This is a genomic window from Algoriphagus resistens (assembly GCF_001442615.1).
Classification (GTDB): domain Bacteria; phylum Bacteroidota; class Bacteroidia; order Cytophagales; family Cyclobacteriaceae; genus Algoriphagus; species Algoriphagus resistens.
In genome coordinates, this window is sequence record NZ_LMXN01000028.1 from 1 (window position 1) to 24,910 (window position 24,910).

At 41.1% G+C, this 24,910-nt stretch carries 13 protein-coding genes; 4 read left to right on the top strand and 9 right to left on the bottom strand.

Annotated elements, in window-relative coordinates:
• Nucleotides 1-482 (top strand): family 16 glycoside hydrolase (locus AS141_RS25300; protein ID WP_057940513.1); only part of this gene is annotated, 482 nt, incomplete at its 5' end.
• Between the two features lie 315 nt (nucleotides 483-797).
• On the opposite strand, the gene AS141_RS25305 is transcribed toward AS141_RS25300, so the two are convergent.
• From AS141_RS25305 to AS141_RS25325, 5 genes are all read right to left on the bottom strand, one after another.
• On the bottom strand, nucleotides 798-2,444 hold the full coding sequence (locus AS141_RS25305) for a serine hydrolase (RefSeq protein ID WP_057940514.1): 1,647 nt from the start codon (nucleotides 2,442-2,444) through the stop codon (nucleotides 798-800).
• An 8-nt stretch (nucleotides 2,445-2,452) separates the two neighbouring features.
• On the bottom strand, nucleotides 2,453-3,154 hold the full coding sequence (locus tag AS141_RS25310; RefSeq protein ID WP_198293622.1) for a LytR/AlgR family response regulator transcription factor: 702 nt from the start codon (nucleotides 3,152-3,154) through the stop codon (nucleotides 2,453-2,455).
• Nucleotides 3,148-4,605: a sensor histidine kinase gene (locus tag AS141_RS25315; protein ID WP_198293623.1), complete on the bottom strand. Its 1,458-nt coding sequence runs from the start codon at nucleotides 4,603-4,605 to the stop codon at nucleotides 3,148-3,150. Before AS141_RS25315 ends, AS141_RS25310 begins: the two co-directional genes overlap by 7 nt.
• 762 nt (nucleotides 4,606-5,367) lie before the next feature.
• On the bottom strand, nucleotides 5,368-5,739 hold the full coding sequence (locus tag AS141_RS25320) for a glyoxalase superfamily protein (protein ID WP_057940516.1): 372 nt from the start codon (nucleotides 5,737-5,739) through the stop codon (nucleotides 5,368-5,370).
• Nucleotides 5,740-5,991: 252 nt separating this feature from the next.
• On the bottom strand, nucleotides 5,992-6,243 hold the full coding sequence (locus AS141_RS25325) for a hypothetical protein (RefSeq protein ID WP_057940517.1): 252 nt from the start codon (nucleotides 6,241-6,243) through the stop codon (nucleotides 5,992-5,994).
• Nucleotides 6,244-7,289: 1,046 nt separating this feature from the next.
• On the opposite strand from AS141_RS25325, the gene AS141_RS25330 reads away from it, so the two are divergent.
• The 3 genes from AS141_RS25330 (at nucleotide 7,290) to AS141_RS25340 (ending at nucleotide 11,774) form a co-directional block, all read left to right on the top strand.
• Entirely contained in the window at nucleotides 7,290-7,922 is a 633-nt protein-coding gene (locus AS141_RS25330) for a response regulator transcription factor (RefSeq protein WP_057940518.1), read from the top strand.
• Nucleotides 7,919-9,847 (top strand): sensor histidine kinase, encoded by a 1,929-nt coding sequence (locus AS141_RS25335; protein WP_057940519.1) that lies wholly within the window; start codon nucleotides 7,919-7,921, stop codon nucleotides 9,845-9,847. Before AS141_RS25330 ends, AS141_RS25335 begins: the two co-directional genes overlap by 4 nt.
• A gap of 106 nt (nucleotides 9,848-9,953) precedes the next feature.
• On the top strand, nucleotides 9,954-11,774 hold the full coding sequence (locus AS141_RS25340) for a sensor histidine kinase (protein WP_057940520.1): 1,821 nt from the start codon (nucleotides 9,954-9,956) through the stop codon (nucleotides 11,772-11,774).
• A gap of 158 nt (nucleotides 11,775-11,932) precedes the next feature.
• Here AS141_RS25340 and AS141_RS25345 read toward each other — a convergent pair whose 3' ends face one another.
• From AS141_RS25345 to AS141_RS25360, 4 genes are all read right to left on the bottom strand, one after another.
• On the bottom strand, nucleotides 11,933-12,436 hold the full coding sequence (locus AS141_RS25345; RefSeq protein WP_057940521.1) for a hypothetical protein: 504 nt from the start codon (nucleotides 12,434-12,436) through the stop codon (nucleotides 11,933-11,935).
• A gap of 122 nt (nucleotides 12,437-12,558) precedes the next feature.
• A complete protein-coding gene (locus AS141_RS25350; protein ID WP_057940522.1) occupies nucleotides 12,559-20,886 on the bottom strand; it encodes a thrombospondin type 3 repeat-containing protein in 8,328 nt (2,775 codons plus the stop codon).
• Between the two features lie 230 nt (nucleotides 20,887-21,116).
• Nucleotides 21,117-22,559: a hypothetical protein gene (locus tag AS141_RS25355; protein WP_157243595.1), complete on the bottom strand. Its 1,443-nt coding sequence runs from the start codon at nucleotides 22,557-22,559 to the stop codon at nucleotides 21,117-21,119.
• Between the two features lie 152 nt (nucleotides 22,560-22,711).
• Nucleotides 22,712-24,910 (bottom strand): collagen-like domain-containing protein (locus AS141_RS25360; RefSeq protein ID WP_198293624.1); only part of this gene is annotated, 2,199 nt, incomplete at its 5' end.

Sequence of the window (24,910 nt, forward strand, 5' to 3'; positions counted from 1 at the left end):
CCAAAGAAGGTGATGGAATTCTATGGTTGAATAAAAGTGATTTTGACAATGGAACGATTGAACTAGACCTAAAAGGACGGGATATTCAAGGACAAAGCTTTGTTGGAATAGCTTTTCTTGGGCAAGGCAATGAGCAATACGATGCGGTTTACTTCAGACCGTTCAATTTCAAAAGTCCCGAAAGAGGCAAACATTCGGTTCAATATATATCCATGCCGGACTTTGATTGGTCTACCTTACGGGAATCCAAGCCCGGGAAGTACGAGAACAAGATCAACCCAGCGGTGAACCCAAACGAATGGTTCCACATCAAGTTGGAGATCCACTATCCTCAAATCAAAGTATTCGTAAACCAGAACCAACAAGCTTCCTTATCAATTGAGCAACTTAGTACCCAATCATCAGGTCAGGTGGGATTATGGGTAGGAAATGGCTCTGAGGGTTGGTTTAAGAATATTACCATATCAAAGGCCGAGAAATAAGAACTTGATATGTTAAAATTCACGTCTCAACTGAGATTAACAAAAAATGGACCCTACCTAAGTCCTTCCTAGATCTAAGACTTTTTCAGAAAGCACTAATTAAAATCCCAATCCTGAAATCATCCACAGCCAAGGAGTTTAGGATTGGGATTTTCAAAGTTTTCTATTTTATAGGAATGCAGTTAAGCTTGAGCTACTCCATTTCAAGGTTTTCCATTTTTGATTTTAACTCTTTCAATAAGCTATCCACTTTCTGGATGACAGATCCCTGCACTTATTCAGGCAATCTGAATCTATATCAGCATGCTAGCATAATCAGTTCTTTTTTACAATGGAATAGTGGGGGTTGGCATCATCTGTCAAATCGAGTATAATATCGTAAACTCCGGCTTCCATCTTAATGTTTTCCCCATGCATATCCAAGATTTTATCCCCTTGGTTGTCTCCATAGTTAATGTTCCAGTCATTGTTGAGCCTGAATTTCATATCCCCATCCATAAGCGTTATATTTTCCAAGATCCATCGTCCATTTACTCCTTTATCTTCAGAAAACTTAATGTCAGGAATGGCATCATCCCATCCCTTCGCTGTGGCGGTACCCGTTACACCCCAGGAAGACTCAATCCTTTTGGCTATCATTTTACGTGAGCCTTGAATGATATGTAACTCAGAATACTGGTTATTTTCATCTTTTATAAACTTCAACACCGCATCTGCTTCTTCCTGTATAAAAGTATGTTGATCTGTCGCAATCACCAGTTGTTTGCCTTGTCCTCCTACATCAATAGCCAGCCTTCCGTCGAGGATCGAAGTATACAGCATCAGCTGGGGCTCCTGAATAGAAAATGCACCTACAAATTTCCCCAGTTCTTCAGCGTTCAATTTCATCTCCTTGACCGGCTGAAAAGTCTTGTCGTTCAAGAGATCTATGATCCTCCGGGTAAGAAACTCAGGGTTGGCATTTTCATGATTGTTTAAAATTATTACACAAGCATCGTCTTTCTCAATCATCGCGAAATTACTTCTGAACCCTGCAGCACCACCACTATGGGAAATTATTCTACTCATGGTAGAATCCATCTGCAACTGCCATCCGTGTCCATAGTTTTTATTTGTTTTGCTGGGACTAAAAGCTATCTCCTGGGAGGCTTCACTTAAAATTCTATGTGACCCAAAGCTCTTATAGTACTTGTATAGATCCCCAACCGTAGAATAAATAGAGCCTGCAGCATATGGCCCAACGGAGTCGTATAAGATAGCTTTTTCTTTAATGCCTTCAGTGAAAACATGATAGGCAGTCACTTTCTCCGGTCTGGACAAATTCTTAAAATCAAAGCCACTGGAGGACATTGCGAGCGGGTTGAAAATAGTTTCCCGAATTGCTTCTTCATAAGTCATCCCAGTGACCTTTGCGATGATATACCCAAGTAGCTGATATCCCCCATTGCAATAGGACCAACCTTCTCCGGGAGGGAAATTGGCCTCGTTCTTACCAAACAGTTCAACCCGATACGCTTCAGTTGCAGGAGCATCCGGTTCTTCCGAATGATCATTGATACCGGAAGTATGGTTAAGCAGATGCCCGATAGAAATAGTTTCGCCATTTGGAAAGGAGGGATAAAATTTACTCAGCCGGTCATCCAGGGATAGTTTCCCCTGCTCGATCAGTTCAAAGATCATCGTGGAAGTGAAGGTCTTGGTGATGGAATAGATTTGAAAAATACTTTGCGAGTCATTGTATGCCTTGGTTTCAAAATCTGCATAACCATAACCTTTATCGATAAGCACCTGATCCTTGTATGCCACCAAGACAGTACCATTAAATTTATTGAGCTTTTCGTAGCGGGTAAGAAAATCATCAATGGCTTTTATTTTATTTTCCGAATTCATGTCCCCGTTTGTTTGGGCATAGGAATTCAGGGCCAGCCCGAAAGCCAGCAAAATCACCAGTTGCTTTTTCATTGTTTAATTTATATTGAGTGTATAATGGACTTTTCTATGTCAGACAGGTAGAGCGGACCTATAGGCAGCTCTGTCTTACTTAACCAAAGGCTTTTTTTGTCAAACTTCAGGACCTTGCTTTTGGAAACGATGTAGGAACGATGAATCCGCAAAAATCCACGGTCAGAAAGCAAGGTCTCAGCCTCTCCCATGGTCAGGCGGGTAATGATTTTTCTGTCTTCCAGGACGAGCTGTACATAGTTGCCCAAGGCTTCTGCATACAAAACGTCTTTGAATTCCACCCGTATATTCTCATATCCGCTTTTGATAAACATAAAGGCCTCTGCAGCATTGGACTGCGGCATATTCATCCTCAAGGCCTGATGCTCATACGCCTTATTACAGGCCTTGAGGAAGCGAGAAAGTGAAAAAGGCTTGAGCAAATAGTCAATTGCATCTTTTTCAAATCCTTCCACAGCGTATTCGCTGTAGGCGGTAGTGAAAATAATCATTGGCGGATTGGGCATTGCTCTTATGAATTCAAAGCCTGTCATGTCCGGCATTTTGATATCCAAAAAGATCAGATCTATGGCATTTGGCTTTAGAAATTCCACTGCGTCCAGTGCGCTGGTGAAATAGCCTGTCATTTCCACAAAGGTGACTTTATCTGTAAGTCCCTGGATCACTTCCAGTGCGATGGGTTCGTCATCAATGGCAATTGCTTTCAGCATTTCAATAGCAGTTTAATACTAAATTCCTGATCCGTTTCCTGAATATCCAATACATAACTGTTTGGGTACAACAGCGCTAGTCTCTCTTTTACATTCCTCAATCCTATTCCTGATTTTTCACGCTCGGGGTCTCTTTCATTTTTGTGAATACTGTTCCGGACTTCAAAATTCACCTGGTCTTGCAAGCATTTTAATTTGATCCTTATCCATGATTTTTCTTTAAGACTGATCCCATGCTTAAAAGCATTCTCCACAAATGGGATCAGTAACATTGGGGGAATTTGATTGGTACAGTATCTTTCATCGATTTCTTCTTCGATACTAATATTTGAGGAGGAAATTATCCGGAGTTTCTGAAGGGAAATGAAGTTATTCAGGTATTCCAATTCCTTATGCATAGGAATTCTGTCCAGCGTATTCTCGTGAAGCATAAACCGCATCATGTCTCCCAACTTTTGTATACCCACCGCTGTTTGGTCCGAATCACCTTTGAGGGCAGTTCCATAAAGTGTATTCAGCGCATTGAACAAAAAATGTGGGTTAATCTGAGACTTCAAAAACTGTAGCTTAGCATCTGAGCTGGCCAAAGCTGTCTCCATCTTGATAAGTTGTAGAATACGCTCTTTCCGTTGGTTGTATATCAACCAAAAAACAGGTGTGGCCACAAGAAGTAAGGATATCCAGTAGAAGATCGGAATGATAAGCCTGGTATTGAAAAGTAGCAGAAGGCCTGGCAATACACAAATGAACGTTGAAACCAGTAAACGGAAGAAAACTGGCCGGGACAATACTTTTTTTCCCTCCATAAGTGGAAAAAGCCAGAAAGTCAGGTACAAATACAAACCAATAACAGGGAGCACAAAAAACTGGTATCTGACAAAATCATGGTGAAGCGGGTTGATAATGAACAGAATACAAATATATATCACAAGCAATGGTGTCGCATTGTTGCTTACCATGATCCAATATTCTCTCTTGACCCTTTTTCGCTCGATTAGCCATATAAGCAGTTCTCTTATTCCCAACAGTATTGTTACCAAAGCTACGGCAGCCAATGTCCTTCCCAAACCAAAAAACAAATTATCGAGGGGATTGTCATTGTATCCGGCAATTGCCAACAATTGGTATCCTCCATAATTAAAGAAATGTGGTCTGGCAAAAAAACTAAGCGTATTGATTCCGATCGCCAGTAGGAAGGCCACGAATAAGAGGGAGAAGAGTGCCAGCAGGATTTTTTTGGAGAAAAGCTTTTCCACATCATCCCCGCTTACTTTCCGGAAAGAAGGAATCACCCAAAAGCTAATCAGAAAGTACGCCAGCAAAAATAAGAGTGGCGAAGCTAACTGGGGAAACAACACATTTCTCCAAAATGAAAAAGGAATAGCATGCTCTATAAACATAACGGTATAATCCCTTTCCAATTCTGTAATCGGATGCTCATTTATCCTCATTAGCACAAGGATGATTTGCCACACGATTAAAATGGCAATTCCTATCATTTCATGTTCTCTCCACCTGACTTTCATCGCTTATATAGAATCTTTGTGAGGCCATTCCGACAACCATAGGAAGTTATATCCCGGCAAATCATCATTCCATGGATCGTCAGTAACAGGTTCATTTTCGTGGCTAGTAATTTTGGGTAATATTAATCCACAGGACTGACTCTTTTTTGCTTATGTGATTAAGGGGGTTAAAAATGTGACCAAACTGGTTTTTCACTGAAATACTACTGATAAACACATCCCCTTCTGCCAATTTAGTACGCCTTATTGCCACTTAGCTTATTAGGGACCATTGATAGAGACACTTGTACTTTTGGATTAAAATAATCCAACGGAACTGATAACCTGTTCTACTGAAAGGATATTGAAGGGGGTTCAAGACGGATTTCCAATACTAAAAATCTATTTCTGCATAGCCAGCTGAGCTATTATTCTGGGTATTTTTAAGGGCTGTCTCGTCCTTCGAATACCCCATAAAGTTTTAATCATGCCCTTTTGTATCAAGCTCCTTGTCATGGATGTTTCATCTAATTGAATCCCATGTTTATACATCACTTCTTGAGGAACGCATGATACTTATAACTAAGCCACATAGCAAAATAACAGCGATGAATTTATCATAGCGATTCTACCCAAAGTCTAATTTTACGCAGAAGGGACCAATGGAAACTTAAGTGACTATCTTAAACTAATCAATTACTTACTATTTTACCCACTAAATGGCTCACAAAACAGAAGCTTGTTTCCGAATGGATCAATGACCTCCATACTTAAGGATTTCCACGGAGTCATATTGGGATCTTCGAACATATACCCAACTTTCCTTTTCATTAAAAACTCATGGTAATCCTTCAAGCCCGAAAATTCTATAAAAACACTACTTACGGAAGATACTTCATCGTCATAAGCAGTAAAATACAATAGGATATGTTCATAAGACAATATCATATATATAGTGGATTTTTCATCACTCCCCCTTTCCCACTCCACCTTGAACCCCATCACATCAACATAAAACTCCTTTGCCCTAATGACATCAAAAACCTTTAATATAGGAATAACTCTATGATCTGTTATCATTTCACTGTTTTTTATAGTAGAAACACAAGCTAAATAATACGTTAACACGAAAACCCTTTACCAGGGAAACAAACCTAAAACATTCAATAATAGACTATTAAATGACAGTAACTTTATTCCATATCGACTAATTCTAAAGAAAAGAAAGCACTTTACCACTATTCCATCTGATTTAAAACCAGCTAGGTTGGATCCGGTATTAGCAGAAAGACCTAACTTAGGTCAGAACTCTAGCACTTATTAGATCGCTAATTATTTAAAACATTTTTTTACACATAATCTATTTTCCCTTACTCCCACAACTTCAACCTCCTCTCCGACTCTAAGTACACCATCTTTTGAAACTGCATAAAAATGAAATAACTGGGAGGTTCTTTCAACTGTGATCAGACCACTTCCACCATAAAGAACATTTGAAATTTCTGAAACAACCACACCCTTTTTTCCAACAAAACCTTGCTCCCAGTTTACGGAATTATCTTTTTTCTTAAATAACCATTTCATAAATTCAATTTTACACGCTCTCTAAGCGCTGTTCTTGGTTTTTCTACTAAAGTGAAAATAACGCTAGTCCAGCCCAAAGGGCAAGCATTTACCCCCCCGTGTTCAGTCTGCATTTTTGTTTTTGAATCCAGTTTTGATTTAGGTTTATCGAAACGAATCCATTGCAGAAACCAGACAAAGAATCTCTTTTCAGGAAATTAGAGGAGGAAAGCATTAATACTTGATTTTCCATTCAGTAAATTTCAGTTTCAGAATTAAGAAGCACCAAAACATGATTGAGAAGTACTTCTGCCTAAGGAGGTCAGCACGGATAGCTTATTCTACCGACACGATTAACTCATGAGCAGATTGGTAAAATCCTGTAATGTACCATGTAAAACAGAAGAAGGCTTTCCCAACTTTAATGAAAGCACAATAGAATATCATGTCTGTGAATCTGCCAACAACAGCATTACAAATAACAAAAAAAAACAAGAGTAATAATCAAAAGTATTTGAGCAAGAGGATTATATAGCAAATATTAGCTATATCTTAATTGAAAATAACAAAAATAAGGTACTCAATTAGCCAAGCAAATTAATTTTAATCAACGGGAAAATATCACTTATTCAGATAAAACAGAGAAGTAACCGATGCAATACTAAGACATCAAAAGCATCCATACAATGGATAAAAATCATTTTAACCATATAAAAATGAATTTGATAATTCGCGCAAATTTACTCCTAAAGCCCATACTAACTAACGGCCTATCCAAGAAATGCTAATTGGATAAAGAGAATAATTTCATAAAAAATCGATTTTGCCAGATTTTAGAAAATCATCTCCCGGGTTGTCTTCCAAACCCATTGCTATAACAAGCGAATGCTTTCACTAAAAATGAGATAATGAAGTTATTATTCATTGAAATAAAATGGGATAAAATAGTAGAAAGGTGCTATCAATTGGTAATTTAGCAGCATATTCACGCTACAAGATAGATTTTTAGTGTATTCATTATGTTAGTAAATCAAATCGCATATTTTTCTGTGTGATCATTTGAGCTTATGAAAAAAAACAAAACACTTGCCGTGGTTTTTGACGACCATCTCCTATTTTTGGACTCTTTCTCAGCGTTGATTGAACGGCTTGGAATTTTCAGTTCAGTACAAGCTTTTAATGATGAAGGGCTATTAAACCGCTTTTTGATCAGCCATCCAAAAACTTCCATTTATTTGTTCTTGGATTATTACCTAAAGGACAAGAATTCGCTACTCATGATCAATGAAATCAAACGGTTAAACCGTCAAGCCAAGGTGATTGTGACAAGTTCAGTAACAAATCCTACCACCATTGCCAATATACTGACTTACAACCCAACAGGTCTAATAAGTAAATCATCGGGTTTTGACACAATACTTCAATGCATTAACGCAATAGAGCGAGGAGAGCGGTATATTTGTCCGGTAATGGAAGAGATTGTAGCAAACATAGCTCATATCAGTGCTATCCCTTTTTCAAACAGAGAACTGGAAATCCTTCAATACTTTGCCCTAGGACTATCTATAGCCCAAACTGCCGAGCAAAGCCACCTAAGCAAGCATACGATAGTAGCCCATCGCCGTAATATGATGGCTAAGGCCAAGGTCAATTCCATTACAGAATTACTTGCTTTTGCCCGAAGCAAAGAGTTAATTTGAAAACATACGAATCAATTGATTTACAGTGTGATGAGAAAGATGCTGACAAGTTACCCTCACTGAAGAAACGGTCTCAAATAGGCAGCATTTCTGACAAAACCCCGCAGCTAACTGTCATGCATCTCTGGAAGTTTACACCTTACCTACTGCTGTTTTTTTTACTATTCTTTTGCGATACCCCTGCATATACCCAGATCCAGCAGATCAACCAAGAACTAAATAAGCTACCCTTCATAAAAGACAGTGTCAGCATGGTCAACACGCTGAACCGCTTGGGGACACTTTACCGCACCCGAAATGCAGATAGTTGCTTTTATTACGGAATGGAGGCCAAGCGTGTGGCCACCAATATAAAGTATTCTCAAGGTCAAGCAGCCGCAGACCATGTAATTGCTTTTGCTTTGTTTAAAAAGGGATTTTATGCGGAATCGCTTGAGTTGCTTGGCAAAATATTACCCTACTACCAAAAGCTCGGAGATTCCGAAAATATTGTTCTGGTATATCTGGATATGATCGAAGTGGAGAACAAAGGCATCTCAGAGAGGACAAGGATTTACTCTCTCTTACAAAAAGCTATTCAGACTGGAAGAAAACTTGAAAAGGACAGTATTATGTCAGAGGTTTACACAAGATATCTCATCCGGGGCCCAGCCCTTTCTGATGACAGCATTACTTATTATATAAACAAATCAAGCGAAATCGCTGTCCGCTATAAAGATGAAAGCATGATGATCTTCAATCAGTTGTTGAAATCACATCAAATGGTTTCAAATGGTCAAAAGCAGGAAGCTTTGCCACTTATAAAACAGTCGTTATCCAATGCAAAGCGTATTGGAAACACAAAGCTGGAATTTAATTCACTTGTCTCGTTGATCAATTATGAAAGTCACCCCAAAAAAGAGCTTGAACATCTCTATCAACAATATGAAACAGTTAAGAAAAGTGGCGACAAATACCTGGAAATTTACACCTTAAATAGTGCTTTGGATGTTGCCAAACAACTGAATGATAAGGAGGAAATCATCAAAATCTATGCGGAGCTTAAAAAGTCTATGACAGAAGATTGGGAAAAATCGAAGAAATTCATGGGTGATTATGTAAAGTATAATGCCATAGAGCAAGACAATAAGCTATTGGCTGAAGTAAATGCGAGGCGAACTTTGTGGATAGTCATCATTTCATTTATGGCATTGATCTCCTTAATGACCATATACTTAATCATGCTTCGTCGAAGTCGAAAGGCAAAGGAACAAATCGGGGCACTCAATGAAACAGCCAACATGCAGATTATCACCATGGAGGAGGCGAAACACGAAGCTGTGCGGGAAGAGCAACGGCGGCTCGGTCAGGACCTGCATGATGGACTGTCCTCCTCCATCGCCAGCATCAAGCATCAATTGAAAGTGCTTTCTTTAGACACAGAAGACCCAATTCTGAAAAAGAAACTTGCAACAATGCAAACACTAATAACAAGTGCCTATGAAATAGCCAGGAATAAGAGCCATGAATGGTTCAATTCTGATAGAGGGCCGCAAGAAAAAGCTTTTGAGCAGCAGATCAAATTGCTGATTGATTCAGCCTTGCCTGACTCCCATTATCAGAAAGATATCCAAATAGACCAAGGGGTACTTCAGCATATCACTATAGATACACGGATAGCTTTATTGCGAATCATCCAGGAGGCTATCACCAATATCATCAAACATGCAAAAGCTAAGCGTGTAAGTATTTTGCTTTATGAAGAAGCAGATAGTCTCATGCTGGCAATCAAAGATGATGGAATCGGACTTAAAAACAAAAAGCCCGATTTGGGAAGCTCTTCGATGGGTCTGCAATCCATCAAACGCCGTGTCCTTTATCTGAATGGGAGGATGGAAATAAACTTTGGCACACAGGGTACTGAATTGGCCATATCAATACCCTGATCATCAAAATGATATATATCGCATTATATGCTATTCTGCAAGAATGGGGAGGATAATAGATAGATACCTTTATTCAAATAATAACTTGGCAAAGTTTCAATTAAACATGCACTGTCCCAAAATCATCCCCTCTTTTCTCCTGCTAGTTTTATTCTGTATTTGCTGTAACCCAACCTACGGACAAATCCAGCAGATCAACCAAGAGTTAAATAAGCTATCCTCTATCAAGGATAGCATTAGTAAAGTCAATAGCTTAAACCGACTGGGGACCTTTTACCGGACTAGAAGCGCAGACAGCAGTTTTTATTATGGTTTAAAAGCTAAACGAACAGCAACCAATGTAAATTACAGACAAGGTCAGGCAGACGCTGACCTTGTAATTGCACATGCCCTATTTAAAAGAGGCCTTTATGCAGAATCGCTGGAGATACTTGGTAAAATATTACCGTATTACCAGCAAATCAGTGATAACGAAAAAATTGTCCGGGTATACCTAGATATGCTCGAAGTCGAAAATAAGGGTATTTCGGATAGACCTAAAATTATTTCGCTATTGCAAAAGGCAATCCAAGCTGGAAAAAAACTTGAAAAGGACAGCATTATGTCTGAAGTTTATATTAGCTACGTCAATAGGGGACCTGACATTTCCGATGACAGCATCACTTACTACCTAAGCAAATCCGCTGAAATTGCCAACCGATATAATGACGAACGTATTCTCAATCACATCCGACTATGGAAGGCACGCTTGATGATTTTGGATGAACAGTTAGAAGAATCACTTCCGCTAGTAAAAAAATTACTAGAGGATTCACAGCGCATTGGAAATCCAAGTCTGGAAATCAATGCGCTCTTTCTTATGACAGGTTTCTATGAGGACGAGCCAAAAAAGGTTCTTGAGTATTTTTATGAAGCCTTTAAAGTAGCACAGGCAAGCGGGGAAAAGAGCCTGGAAATCTACATCTTAAACTATGCCCTAGAAGTTGCTAAACAATTAGGGGATAAGGATGAAATTATTAAAATTTATTCAGAATTAGACAAGTCCATGACAGCAGACTGGGAAAACTCAAGGAAATTCATGGGCGATTATGTGCGTTACAATACTATTGAGCAGAATAATAAGTTATTGGGCGAGGAAAATGCACAGAGGACTATGTGGATAGTCATTATTTCATTTATGGCAATAATTTCCTTAATGATCATCTATGTCATCATGCTCCGCCGTAGTCGAAAGGCAAAAGAACGAATTGAACTCCTTAACAATAATGCCAATCTGCAGATCATCGCCATGGAGGAAATGAAGCATGAGGCAATAAGGGAAGAACAACAGCGGCTTGGTCAGGATCTACATGATGGGCTCTCCTCCTCCATTGCAAGTATAAAGCATCAACTAGAGACACTTGCTATAGACACCGAAAATTCATTTCTAAAAAAGAAGCTGGCCGTGTTGGTCTCGGATCTAACAAATGCATACGATGTAGCCAGAAACAAAAGCCATGAATGGTTTTATACAGATGAAGATCAGCAGGATCAGACTTTTGAGCAGCGGATCAGATTACTTACTGACGTTGCCTTGCCGGATTCCTACTACAACAAAGTGATTCACATTGATGAGCATGCGCTAAAGCATGCCAATATGGACACACGAATTGCATTGCTTCGAATCATTCAGGAAGCGATTACCAATATCCTAAAACATGCCAAAGCACAGAAGGTGGATATTTTGATTTATGAGGAAATAGACAGCCTTATTTTGACAATCAAAGACAATGGGAAAGGGTTGGATAGTAAAAAATCAACCGGCAAATCATCGATTGGCTTGCAATCAATCAAACGCAGAGTTCAAGCTATGGATGGAGAAATCGAGATAGCTTCTGACTCGAAAGGCACCGAAATAGCTATCTCTATCCCACTAAATCCAGGTTAATTTTTCATTGGGTAAAATACCAGGAAAATCCCCTGAAAGAGCTTGTTTAAAAGTTCAATTGGTGGAACCCTTCGAGGGTTAATCTTACAAACTGGACTTTCTTGACTTTTAACCTAATTATTAGCAAACCGCTGAAGGGTTGTAAGGTACAAGCGATTTCACTTCCAATAATTCCATACTGCTCCATCAAATACCGCCATTGCTTTGGCGTCGGTATCGTAGCACATCATCCCCGGATAGGGACTTGGTACATTTAAATGGGGGGAAGCCACTTTGGGCAATACTAAAGCCTTTTCGTCTGATTCAAGCACCAATGCCCCTTCTACGTTTGTACTTTCAGCTCCAATTACCGTCTGGGAATTGATATTTGCGCCATTGAATGGAAGTAGGTCTCCGGTATCCCCCTCATCGGACAAATCCACCCATTGGTTATTTGAATACATTTTTAGTTTCCTGTCGTTCCGGTCCAATATAAAAGTACCGTTAGCCGGAGTTGCAGGAAGGGTTGACACTGCGGGCAAAATAATTCCCTTGACTGATCCAGCCGCAAAATCAAGCAAGCCGTCTCCATCAACCGTATTTTTTCCTATGGCAGTCTGGGCATATGCCAAACTGGAACAGAAGCATATCCCTATTAGTACTAATACCGATATTTTTTTCATTCTATTAATTTTTTGTTGTCTAACAAGTTTAAAACAGATTAAATTATTCTTTGCCTCTGGATAGCTTTTCCAAAGTTTAGAGTTTTGGGAAAGCTTACCCTTATCAGTTTATAAGTTTATACTTAGTCATTGCAACCCCGTTGAATACAACTCCAAGCAGTTCCGTTATAGAGCTTCATGCATTCTTCGTCGGTATCATAAACCAACATTCCCTCTACAGCATCCAAAGCATCTATTTGCACCGTGGTTAATCTGGTTATCACAAAGCCACTGTCTTCGGATTCTATTGCAATAAATCCATTAGGCACATTTTTAGGCCATTCATCTGATGTCAACTGGTGACTGGAAACACCCACAACAGACTCTTCAGGAGTTCCTGAGGCAGGCAGCTGTACGCAATAACAGCCATTTATCGATTCATCAATAGAACTTCCTAAACCTTGAGGATTACCATTAGGCACCCCATCTTCATCTACTGGATACAGTGACATATTAAGCGAACCGTCAGGATTTAAATCTGCATAGGTGTAATCACCGTCCCCTTCAATCGCATCCGGACAGCCATCACCATCTGAATCAAGATCAAGACGGTTTGGAATACCATCTCCATCGGTATCACATTCCAAATAAATAGACACGGCGTAAGTTGGATCACCGAAAGGAGTTGTGGTTGAAAATCCGAATGACTTTGCACCAAAATTCATATTTATATAACGCCATTGGCCAAATTCATTTGTTCCTGTATTTGCATCTAAATTAAATAGCGTTTTTTCAGTTGCCAGATCTGTAACTGCCCATTCTCCGGGTATCGGAACTTGGTTTTCTGTCCCAGCAGTAGTCACAGGCATTACAACTCCTGCATCATAAATATGAATCGTCTTGCTATCGTTACCATAATACTGAGGATCTTGTGCCATTACTAGAAACGCACTTAATGCCCCACTAATATCCCATCTGGAAGCGACTTCACCATCTTTCGTCCACCAGTCATCTTCAGTAGGATGAACTGAAGCATTTGTAATACTTATGATAATTGCGCCAGAATTCGCTGGATACCCAAATTTGGCACTCAAATCTGCTGTTACATCTTGATTTTTTGCGTTCAATGCCAACCCAAAATCGGAAGGAGCAATATCTATCAATTCACCTGATCCAAAGGCGGCTAACATATCATTGTATGTATTACTACATTCAACACTATCTAAAATACCATCATTATCTGAATCCAGATCGCAGGTATCGTTGATACCGTCACCATCTGTATCCGGACCAGGACAAGGATCTTCTGGACAAGGCACGCTGTTCAACCCACTTCCACGTCCATAGATATAGGTAGAGCCAACTACCGATTGTGTCGCCACGATCGTGTTGGGTGCTCCATCATTCCATGTAATTGCATTAAAACTATTACCGTTACTCAATTCCAAAAGATGCAGCTCCCCACCGGAAGACTTACTTCCATACATACTGACATCTCCACTAGGGGCAATAACAACACGGATAAGTGGTGCGGAGGCTGTACCTGTCATCTGCCATATCGGAGCAGTATTGGTTTCATATTCATCACCATCAGCGAACTGCACATTGATACCGCTTGTCCCGGCAGACTGGAACTCAATTTCCTGGGTTGCCAACTGTACCCCATTGATTTCCATATTGAAGGAATTATCTAAGGAATAAATATCAAACTGGAAGCCATAATTGGTAGCCGGCTGGTTGAACGTGATTGGAGTTCCACCATCGGAAGAAAACGTATTTCCTTCCACTTCTTCGGTACAAACCTCAGGATCAACACCAGGACAGGCTTCTAATGTGATCACATTGGACAGCATCGATGGGTTTTCTACCGAGCAAGGATCATTCGGATCTATGACCAGTTCAAAGAAGCTTGAAGCAGCATCTTCATCCGTAAATATCGCGTTGGTAATATCCAGTGTCACGGTAATGGAACTTTCACCGGTCGGGATTACCAAATCATCAACCTCTATGTAGGATTCTCCGGTAGGATCAAACCCGAGTACACCCGAGGTTCCATTGTTGAAGGTGACTGAAGTGATATCCTGACCCAAATCATAATACACTTTCAATGTTGCTCCGGTGATTTCAGGATCTTGGTTGTCAAAACTCAAGGTATAGGTTACTTGGTCACCATCTGCCAGGCAGGTCGCATCTACTTCATAAAGGAAGTTTAAATTCGGTTCTGTGAAGTTGCTTGCTACAAATCCTACCGTACTGAACTCTTCTGCTGCCGGATTGATGCTATTGTAGGAATTCCCTGTTTCTCCCACCGTAAAGCTGCTTGTAGTATTGTAAACAGTAGTGGTTCCTTCTGTACTTCTTACATTGATATATAAAAAGGTAGTCCCTGATGGCAGCTCCAAACCATTTAAGGTAAAGTTGTTTGCATCATAGGTATATGGTGTGGGCGTTCCGAATTCGGAGTCGTTGTAGGTATCTTCTACAAACTCCAGTCCTGCCGGAAGTGCCTGGGAAATATCAAGCGTTCTAGTGTCGCAATTGCTGTTGATAAATCGCATGCGCATAGTAGTCTCTATACAGCTAGGCACCTCTTCACTCTGTGTGAAGTCCTGTATCATCGTCACATTGTCTTCAGTTGGCGGTAATGGAATTGCACACTCAAAGCTAATATCGCCAATGTCCAATGACCTAAGTGTCACGCGTGCATTCGTTCTTTCCACATCAAATAGAATCTCTATGCGCTCAATAGGTCTATTGAACCTCACATTTGCCGTAGAATGTAAGAAAGTTAGCCCTCTATACGCTTTAGTACCAACCACCTGATTACCTACGATTTCGTAGGTAGTGGCAGCAGTAGGATTGGCCGCATGGGTGATTTTTGGAAGCACTACATTGTCATCACAATCATATCCTATTACAGTAAATTTATTTGCGTTTTCCAAATACGTATTGATATTCGAAATTTGAAAACTCGCTCCCGCTACGGTCTGATTTAGATTGATACTGTGAACGACTTCTACATTTTGGTTGTCTCTTCTTCTGGACAAGAACCACCTACCATAGCCGCGAGGGTATGCATTTGGCCCATACTCTACACCTACAGGGTAGTCCGCTTCCATGTTGACAATCAAATCCCCCTGATCTGTTGAACCTATGATTTCAGGATCCATTATATTGTTTGTCCGTTCGACCAGCGTATTCCAGCTTGCTCCGCTTTTGAACACAAATGTACCTCCCGTACATACATCACAATCACTTGGTGCTACCACCCCGCCAAAAGTGATGTACTTGACGCCTTCAGTAAACAAGAAATTAAAATTTGCAATCCCAGAAGCATAAGAAGCCGCAGGAATACGAACCAGGTTGGTAGTGAAATTTTCATCATCGGCAATCCATAGTTCAATTTCCGAGTTGAAAGTATATTCATTCAAGTCTGCCTGCAACCAAATAGACTCTGGGGCACCGGTAGTCTCCACCCTCCAAACTTTGTTGGCCGTAGAAATCGCAGGATCCAAAGGAAGTCCTGTACAAGGATCCGTAGCAAGGGAGGTCTCACCGGCTCCATCATTATCCCCTAACATAATGAAGGTATGATCTTCACTGAATTGAATCCTGCTGGTATCTGTGTTTGCCAAAGCAAATTCATTGGTTGTCGCCACGATCAGTTTCCCACGGGCTGATGGGTTAACCGATGTGGAAATTTTCTGGCTTAAGGCACCTATGTCATCACGTCCCAAACCAAACACATTGTTATTATAATCAGGATTGTTCACCCCGTCCCAAACCGTTTCTTCCGCAGAGGAGAGATAATTCAATGCATCCAATCTTCCGAGCGTTATCCCATATTTTATTGCCAAATAGGAATCTACTCTTCTTCTTTCAGTTTCGCTCAAATTACCCGCTCCATAGATGATTGTTTCACCAAGATGGCCTATAAAACCTGCATTATCACTTCCATTGCTTGAAAAACGTGTATCTCCAAATGCATGTCCACCATTCATAAACCCTCTAGCTCCATGTGTTCCATTTGCACCGTTTGCAGCTCCGTTCAGACCTTTTGATACGGTGAGATCTGTAAATGTGTGATACATTATACTTGGTATGGTGGTTGAAAAAGTTATACCACCGGGATTAGCCAGATATCTTGCTCCATATGCATTATTCACACGCTCAGACCGCTGATCTGCAAGTAATCCAATTCCGTCCCACCTGCTAATGCTACCGGAAGGCAAACTATTATCAACCAATGAGCTGAAAATCCTAGGATTCCCCCCCGAATGGGTAACACCTTCTTTGGTGAACATAAAGATATCAAAGTCCAATTCCGATATGGTCTGAACTCCCATATTCCCCAGTGTCTGCGTAGCCGCAGAGAAATTGACACCCGGATTGAAATTGAAATAATCTATATCCCCTTCAACAAACTCAGGCAAAGCATTGTCTCCCAATTGAGAAATAACCGTTCCGGAGAAGAAGTCTGTCCAGGAAGTTACTTCTGTTCCTACACCGGTATTCTCCGCATTTATATCAGCTCTATACCAATAGCTGAGCGCATTGACCACCCCTCCAGGTGCGTAAGCAAACCCGGCAAAGGTGAAATAATCCCCATCATTGTAAGTGATGGTAGTAGTATTATACTCCGAACCATGAATAGTGACTTCACCCGTCATCGGGATAAAATCGTCTGAGGTGTCAAAGATCTCATCAGAAGAACGAACCAAGTGTAAATTGCTAATCCCTTTTGGCCAAGCAACGATTACTGTACCTGTACTACCTGTGTTTTGAACTTTCCAAATGGCTTCAAAACGATGGTTTATTTCACCACCCGGTGCAGTTGGGTATGCTAAAGCAGTCTTTAATCCTTGCTTTAACCCATTGTCACCTGTTAACAAAAACTGACCTTCGGCTAAGTCATTGGTATTATCGAGATTACTTTCGAATAAAGAACTACCGTGTCCAATAACTAATTTCTGATTTGCACCTGTACTGCCTGCTTGCTTTTGGTGCAATGCTGTAATATTATCTCTTGCAATACCGAATATGTTGTTGTTATAACCATTATTCAGGGTTCTGTCCCAAACTACACTGCTGGTTGTAGAAAGGTAATTTTCGTGTAATGTAGTACCATTCTTTACAGCAAGGTAAGAATTGACTCTGGATTGTTCGTTTGGTGTAAGAAGACGATTGTACCAAACCACCTCCATAATGTCCCCAGGAAAAGCTCCGGGAGCATCCCAACCAGCATGACCTACTCTCAGGTTAATGCCATAAATCTGGAACCTATTAGATCCTGTGTATGGCGTTGTTTCATAAACACCGTTTAAACCTAATACTTTTTCACCTCCCGACGAAGTCGAAGTTCCCCCATTGGCAACCGAATTGTTAGCAATAGCTGAGAAAACATTGGGAACACTAATATTAAATGTTGTTGAAAAATTTGTTCCGGTTGTTCCGGCAAAAAATTCATATTGTCTTGGAAATCCATTTTCAATCGACATTGCTGGTTCGGCAGCATTGGTATCGTCGTCAATCCCTATGATACGTCCTGTTCCATTGGTAGTAGGCCTTACTGCTGAAAAAATAGAAGTATTGGTATTAGGCAATTCTACATTACCTAGGGGGTTCATTACCGAAGTAGAATTATAAAAGAATTTTGAAACAGTATAATCTGTGGTGTACGGATGGAAGTTATGTGCTCTGTCAGTAGGAGAAAGTATCATTCCCCCTACATTCGGAATATCATCCGCATTTATAGAATGATCCTTCCATGCAGTGGAAATATCTCCGGCATCGTCTGATTTAATCCAGAAATCAGGTCCTGCAACTCCACCAGGAGCATACATATATCCGGCAAATGTAAAATATTCTCCATCTCCCAAAGTAATGGTTGCGGTATTGTAATCCTGTCCATTGATGCTTACCACATCATCCATTGGCACAAAATTGTCTGTATCAGCAAATGTTTCGTCTGTTGACCGTACCAAGTACATATTGTCAATACCTACCGGCCAAGCAATAGTTACCGTACCAACATTAGCGGTGTTTTGCACCTTCCAAATGGATTCAAAGCGGAAATTGGTCTCACCATTACTTCCTGCCGAATAAGCAAGTGGAACAGTCAAGCTTTGCATCAGGCCATTGTCACCTGTCATTAGAAATTGTCCTTCCGTAAGATCATTGGTATTTTCAGCATTGGAATCAAACAAGGATCCCCCATGACCTATAACCAACTTCTGATTTAAGCTTGTACTTGCGGCCTGTTTTTGGTGAAGGGCAGAAACATTGTCTCTCGCAATACCAAAAATATGGTCGTTGTAACCTGTGTTCGTGGTTGTGTCCCATACAACATTTCCGTTTGCGGCAAGGTAATTTTCTACAAGTGTAGCACCATTCTTTATAGCTAAATAAGAATTGACCCTTGATTGCTCAATAGCAGTTAATGGACGTTTGTACCAAACCACTTCCATAATATCACCAGGGAAAGGACCAGGAGCAGTCCATGCACCATCACCTATTCTTAGACGTTGGCCTTGAATATGAAACCTGTTAGTGCTTGTAGTATTTGGGTATGTTTTATATACACCATTCACTCCCAGAACTCTTTCCCCTCCGGCTGAAGTTGAAGTTCCTCCGACAATGGTAGGGTTGTTCCCTATTCCAGAAACTATATTTATAGCACCAATCTTGAACGGTTCTTCATCAAATTGATCTGCATTAGCTCCACCGCTAAATTTATATAACCTCAGTCCTCCGCCTTCAATAGAAAACCCCGGTTCGGCTCCGTTTCCGTCATCATCAATACCGATGATGCGTCCTGTTCCTGCAGAAGTTGGTCTTACTGCCGAAAAGATAGAATGAGATACATTATCAAGTTGCCCATTAGTAGGGTTCAATACCGAAGTAAGATTATTAAAATATTTACTGCCCGTATAACCTGTGGTATAAGGATGAAAGTTATGTACTCTGTCCGCTGGGGAAAGTGTCCAAGTACCTACTGCCGGTATATCATCAGCGTTTGCAGAATGATCTTTCCATCCCGTCGCAATAGTTCCTGCATCATCTGATTTTACCCAGAAATCAGGGCCTACAACACCACCTGGTGCACTAGCAAACCCTGCAAGGGTAAAATACTCCCCATCTGCTAAATTAACTGTTGTTGTATTGTAATCTACACCGTTAATGGTCACTGTGCTGGTCATTTCTGTGAAATTGTCGCTACCGTCAAAGGTTTCATCACCAGACTGTACCACATACAGATTATTTATTCCTGCCGGCCAAGCAATCGTTACTGTACCTACATTATTTGTGTTTTGTACTTTCCAAATAGACTCAAAACGGAAGTTAACCTCTCCATTAGAGCCTCCCGTATAAGACAATGGAGTACTTAAACTTTGTTGCAAACCATTGTCACCCACCATTAAAAACTGACCATCTGTAAGGGTGTTAGTATTATCGGCATTGGTATTAAAAAGTGAATTTCCCGCACCAATGATTAGTTGTTGCCCTTGGTTGGTACTTTTAGATTGCTTTTGATATAATTCTGAATTATCATCTCTGGCGATTCCAAAAATATTTTGGATGTAGGCTGCATTATTGCTAGCACTCCACACTATGGCAGAAGATGCATTTTTATAATCACTGGCACCTGAAGCGTATGTAGTTCCGTATTTAATGGAAAGATAGGATTCTACACGATCCATTTCGTCCATAGTCAATGCGGCATCAAAAATAAGAACCTCGTTAATCTGTCCGTTTATTGCTCCCCAATTGCTATCCCTTCCTACTCTTATATCTCTTGATGCATCGTTAATAACAGCATTTTGTAACTCGTTAGTGTTATACGAAGATCTTACACCATTTAATGAAACAATTGAAGAGGCATAAGCTGCACTAGAACCCGCTCCATTTTCCCAATTGGCTCCTGAGATAAAATAATTATTGTCGGTAAATGAATTACTACTCAGACCTTGATAACCAGGACCGCCGGTATAAAACAACAAATTGTCTAATCCATTATTAGACGTATGCAAGCCCGGGTAATCCATAGTGGCATCAAACCCAATAATCCCTGCTGCTCCCACAACATTAAAATAACCTGCAGTATATAAGGTACCTTGTGTTCTGTCTACAATATTAACTCCTGTAGCTGGTTGATATTCCAGATAATCCAAGTTATAAGTTATGGTTGGATTAAAATTTACCAATGTTGTAGCATTAGAAAACACCGGTTGTGAACCCGAACTTGTCTGGGTTAGATTGTGCACCGCCCCAAGGTATTCATTCCACTGTTGTACATTGGCATTGTCTGTTGCATTTGTTGTCCCAGCATCAGAAAACACCGTGTTTTGAGCATCTGCTTTGTACCAGGCTGAGGCAGGCACCCCTCCTGGTGACTGGCCAAAGGCAGAGGTCAGCGCAGCAAAAAATAGCGATGTAACCCATCCAAATTTCAGATCGTATAATTTCTTCATTTTTTACAATTTATAATTCAAGCTTCTGGACAATTTTACCTTTAGTCCTACACTTTTCTTCTAAAACTAAATTTCAAATATTGACTATAATTTTACGTCCACCTATTGACTCACGCCATTCATACTTTTTATAATCGGATGAAATTCCCCAGGTTAAATCCATTAAACCAGTCATAAAACCAGCTTGGTTTACAGCCACGTTTTTATCTTTAAATGAAAAGAGTTAAATATTATTGGGCCAGCTTGGTAATGGAAAGCCCACCGTAGTTAACAATGTTATCCGTAGTGGCATTACAACTTAAACGAACCCTTACTTTGTCTCCTACATCCAGAAATCCTGTCCAATACAACGTATTTCCATTGTCTACAATGGTACCTGCCAGGTTGGAATAGGTATGTTTTATCATTGTACTCCAACTTGATCCTCCATCAGTACTTCTTTCATAGTAGGCCATGGTATGCCATGTGGGGGTTGCAGTCCCTGTGCTTGTATGTGTGTTAGAGCTTTGCATGACTATAATGTAAACCCCTCCCATACCAGTCGGAACCGTAAAAACATTGTCAGTCCAGGAATCATAAATATCAAGACTTTCCACAGTAAATTGCCCAATGGCAGCATTTGGGATAACTTGCCCTCCCACATTCTGTGTTCCCGACGCATTGGCAACTACAAGTACTTTTGATGTTCCAGCATCTGAAGGTACTCCTTGTACATATCCTACGACACCATTATTATCCGCTACCAATGTTCGGGTTGCTTCAAAAGTCTGGTCTTGAGCGGGCGATGCACTACCGCTGGACGTAGTATTTGTAGCATTGGTTGCTCCATTCAATGGTAGACCTTGTATCCTTACATTTCCTCCATTGATATGAAGTTGTTCTGTAGGAATACTGATACCTATTGCTACTCTTCCGTTTACCTTTAGTCTTTCCGTTCCCGAAAAAGTTTGCTGTCCAGAATACCCTATGCTTAGGGTATTATTAATGTTAAACCTACCGTCTCCTGCTATCTGGGCTCTTAGATTGCCCGCCACTCCACCGGGATTTGTGGTGAAATTGAGCGGTGCGGCATCGGTCGTATTATTAGTTCCAATATTGAGGCTGGTAGAATTACCGCTGGCAAGCATTTGCGCAGCAGAATTATTATCAGTATAAAGAAACAGTGAATTTGCTCCGCTATGGGAGAAGGTTATTGAAGCCCTGTTGCCGCTTCCGGCATCTTGTCTCATTCCAGCACCTGCGGTATTAAAAAACGTGGTTTCCTGAACGTTTGAAAATCTTAACCAATTCCCATCCTGTGATACGGTTCTGTTTGCAGTTAGTGTACCGTTGGCGTTGTAGATATTAAGATATTCCCCTTCCGTACTTACCCATTTAGTCCCGTTGAAATAATAGTAACCGGATGCGGTCACATCTATCGTTTGCCCTGCCGGAGCGGTATCTGCTTCTATTACATATACCAAAGCCCCCTCTTGGTCTGAGGTGTAGGTTTTGGCCCTTAGCTGGTCACCGGTGATTCTGGGTGCGATGATACCGTCCAACGAATTGATATCTGCGGGTTTTCCTTCTACATCCAAAGTAGTTTTGGGTGATACCGTATTTATCCCAGTTTGAGAGAAGGCAATCGTCGAACAGAATAAAGCTCCTAATAATAATACCTGCTTTTTCATCATACGCTTATTTAAATGATTTGCCGTGTCTTTATATGCTTGCATTTAGGGAGTCCATAGTGCCCGATTAAGGGTAGAAAATATTCCCCACTACCCCATTCACCCATTGACGGGCATTCGGGAAGTATTACCCAAATGCCCGCTTCAATCTTTTCTTAAGGTGTTGGCACAAAGTACTCCACGATGATATGGTAATCACCTGCAGGATGTAGCGTTGTCATAGAGCCAGCAGTCCCGAGTATCAAGGTTCTATTAGTCTGGTCATATTCTATGATGTTGGTACTGATAGATCCTGTGGTCTTGCTTATAAATCTGACACCTATTACAATAGCTCCGGTAGGAATATCACTTCCTGAAAGATCCACTACATTGGAGTTGTTTGCCAAGGTAATATCTCCAACTACTTCAAAAACGGGCTCTTCTTCGATCCATTCCTTACCGGTGTTTTGGCTGGTAAGTCGGTAATGAACTGCTTGAGGTGCAAGTGCTGAAATATCGGCAGAAAGCATGTTGCCGTTTTCATCAGTATAGAGAATATTTTCTACCGCTGTGGTACCGCTATCGTCACGGGTGTTGGGGTAGTTGTTAAACAATATCTCTCCCTCACCGGTTATACGCATTTTTTCAGTACCAAGAGCTCCACCTCCCACACTCGTACTGAATGTTATCGGAGCAGAATCATTAGTGGCATGTGTTCCCAATAATAATTCAGTAGAGCTACCAGAAGCAGTTATTGAAGAAGTACTAGCATTCCATTGCTGTATCCATAAATTGGAACCTCCGTTATGAAATCCCATAGCTGCATCCATATCAGTGTTGGTAGCTGTCTGATGTATTCTTCCATCGGCATCCCACCAGGTTCTCCTGTCAGTTCCGTCGAATCTCAACTGTTTACCATTCAAGCCCAAAGTTCTTATGGTCTCAGGTCCTGTTAAAAGTCCATTGGAGTTGTAGATGTTAATAGAATCTGCTTGCGGGGCGAACAAAGCCCCGTCTGTTCCTACGATTATAGCATTATCCGGATCTATGGAAATCAATGGAACTGTATTACCATTGCTTATCGACAGATCCCCACTATCTAGAACTAATATCTGTTCATCGGTATTAGGCGAGGTATTCGTTATCACATAAGGATCAGGAGCTGTTCCATTACCTGTTACATCAATACCCGTTCCCGCAGTAGTCACACCACCCTGCCCATCAGCCCCTGGAGGGCCTTGAGGACCAACAAGCCCATCGACTCCGTCTGTTCCTGCTGGACCAACCAAACTATCCAAAAAGTCCTGCTCGGTTCCCGTATTGCCTGCTGCAAGCCAAGCCTCATAAGCTGAATCACCGTCTGCACCATCGGCACCTACTAGTCCATCCAAAAACTCTTGCTCTGTTCCGGTATTACCTTCATTAAGCCATATTTCGTATGCAGAAAGTCCTTCTGCTCCATCAGCACCGTCAACTCCAGCAGCACCTACCAAGCTATCCACTGCTCCATCAGCACCTGCAGCACCAACCAAGCTATCTAAGAAATCCTGCTCTGTCCCTGTATTGCCTGTTGCAAGCCATTCATCATAGGCTGATTGACCGTCTGCTCCATCGGCTCCTGCCAAGCCCTCCAAAAATTCCTGCTCGGTTCCTGTATTGCCCTCATTAATCCATACTTCGTATGCAGAAAGTCCGTCTGCTCCATCAGCACCTGCAGCACCAACCAAGCTATCTAAGAAATCCTGCTCTGTCCCTGTATTGCCTGTTGCAAGCCATTCATCATAGGCTGATTGACCGTCTGCTCCAGCAGCACCAACCAAGCTATCCAAGAAATCCTGTTCAGTTCCTGTATTGCCTGCTGCAAGCCATTCATCATAGGCTGATTGACCGTCTGCTCCATCGGCTCCTGCCAAGCCCTCCAAAAATTCCTGCTCGGTTCCTGTATTGCCCTCATTAATCCATACTTCGTATGCAGAAAGTCCGTCTGCTCCATCAGCACCTACCAAACTATCCAAGAAATCCTGCTCGGTTCCTGTATTGCCTGCTGCAAGCCATTCATCATAGGCTGATTGACCGTCTGCTCCTGTCAGTCCATCCAAAAATTCCTGCTCGGTTCCGGTGTTACCTTCATTCAACCAGATTTCATAAGCAGAAAGGCCGTTCGTTCCATCAATTCCATCAGCACCTGCAGCACCAACCAAGCTATCTAAGAAATCCTGCTCTGTCCCTGTATTGCCTGCTGCAAGCCATTCATCATAGGCTGATTGACCGTCTGCTCCATCGGCTCCTGCCAAGCCCTCCAAAAATTCCTGCTCGGTTCCGGTGTTACCTTCATTCAACCAGATTTCATAAGCAGAAAGACCGTTCGCTCCATC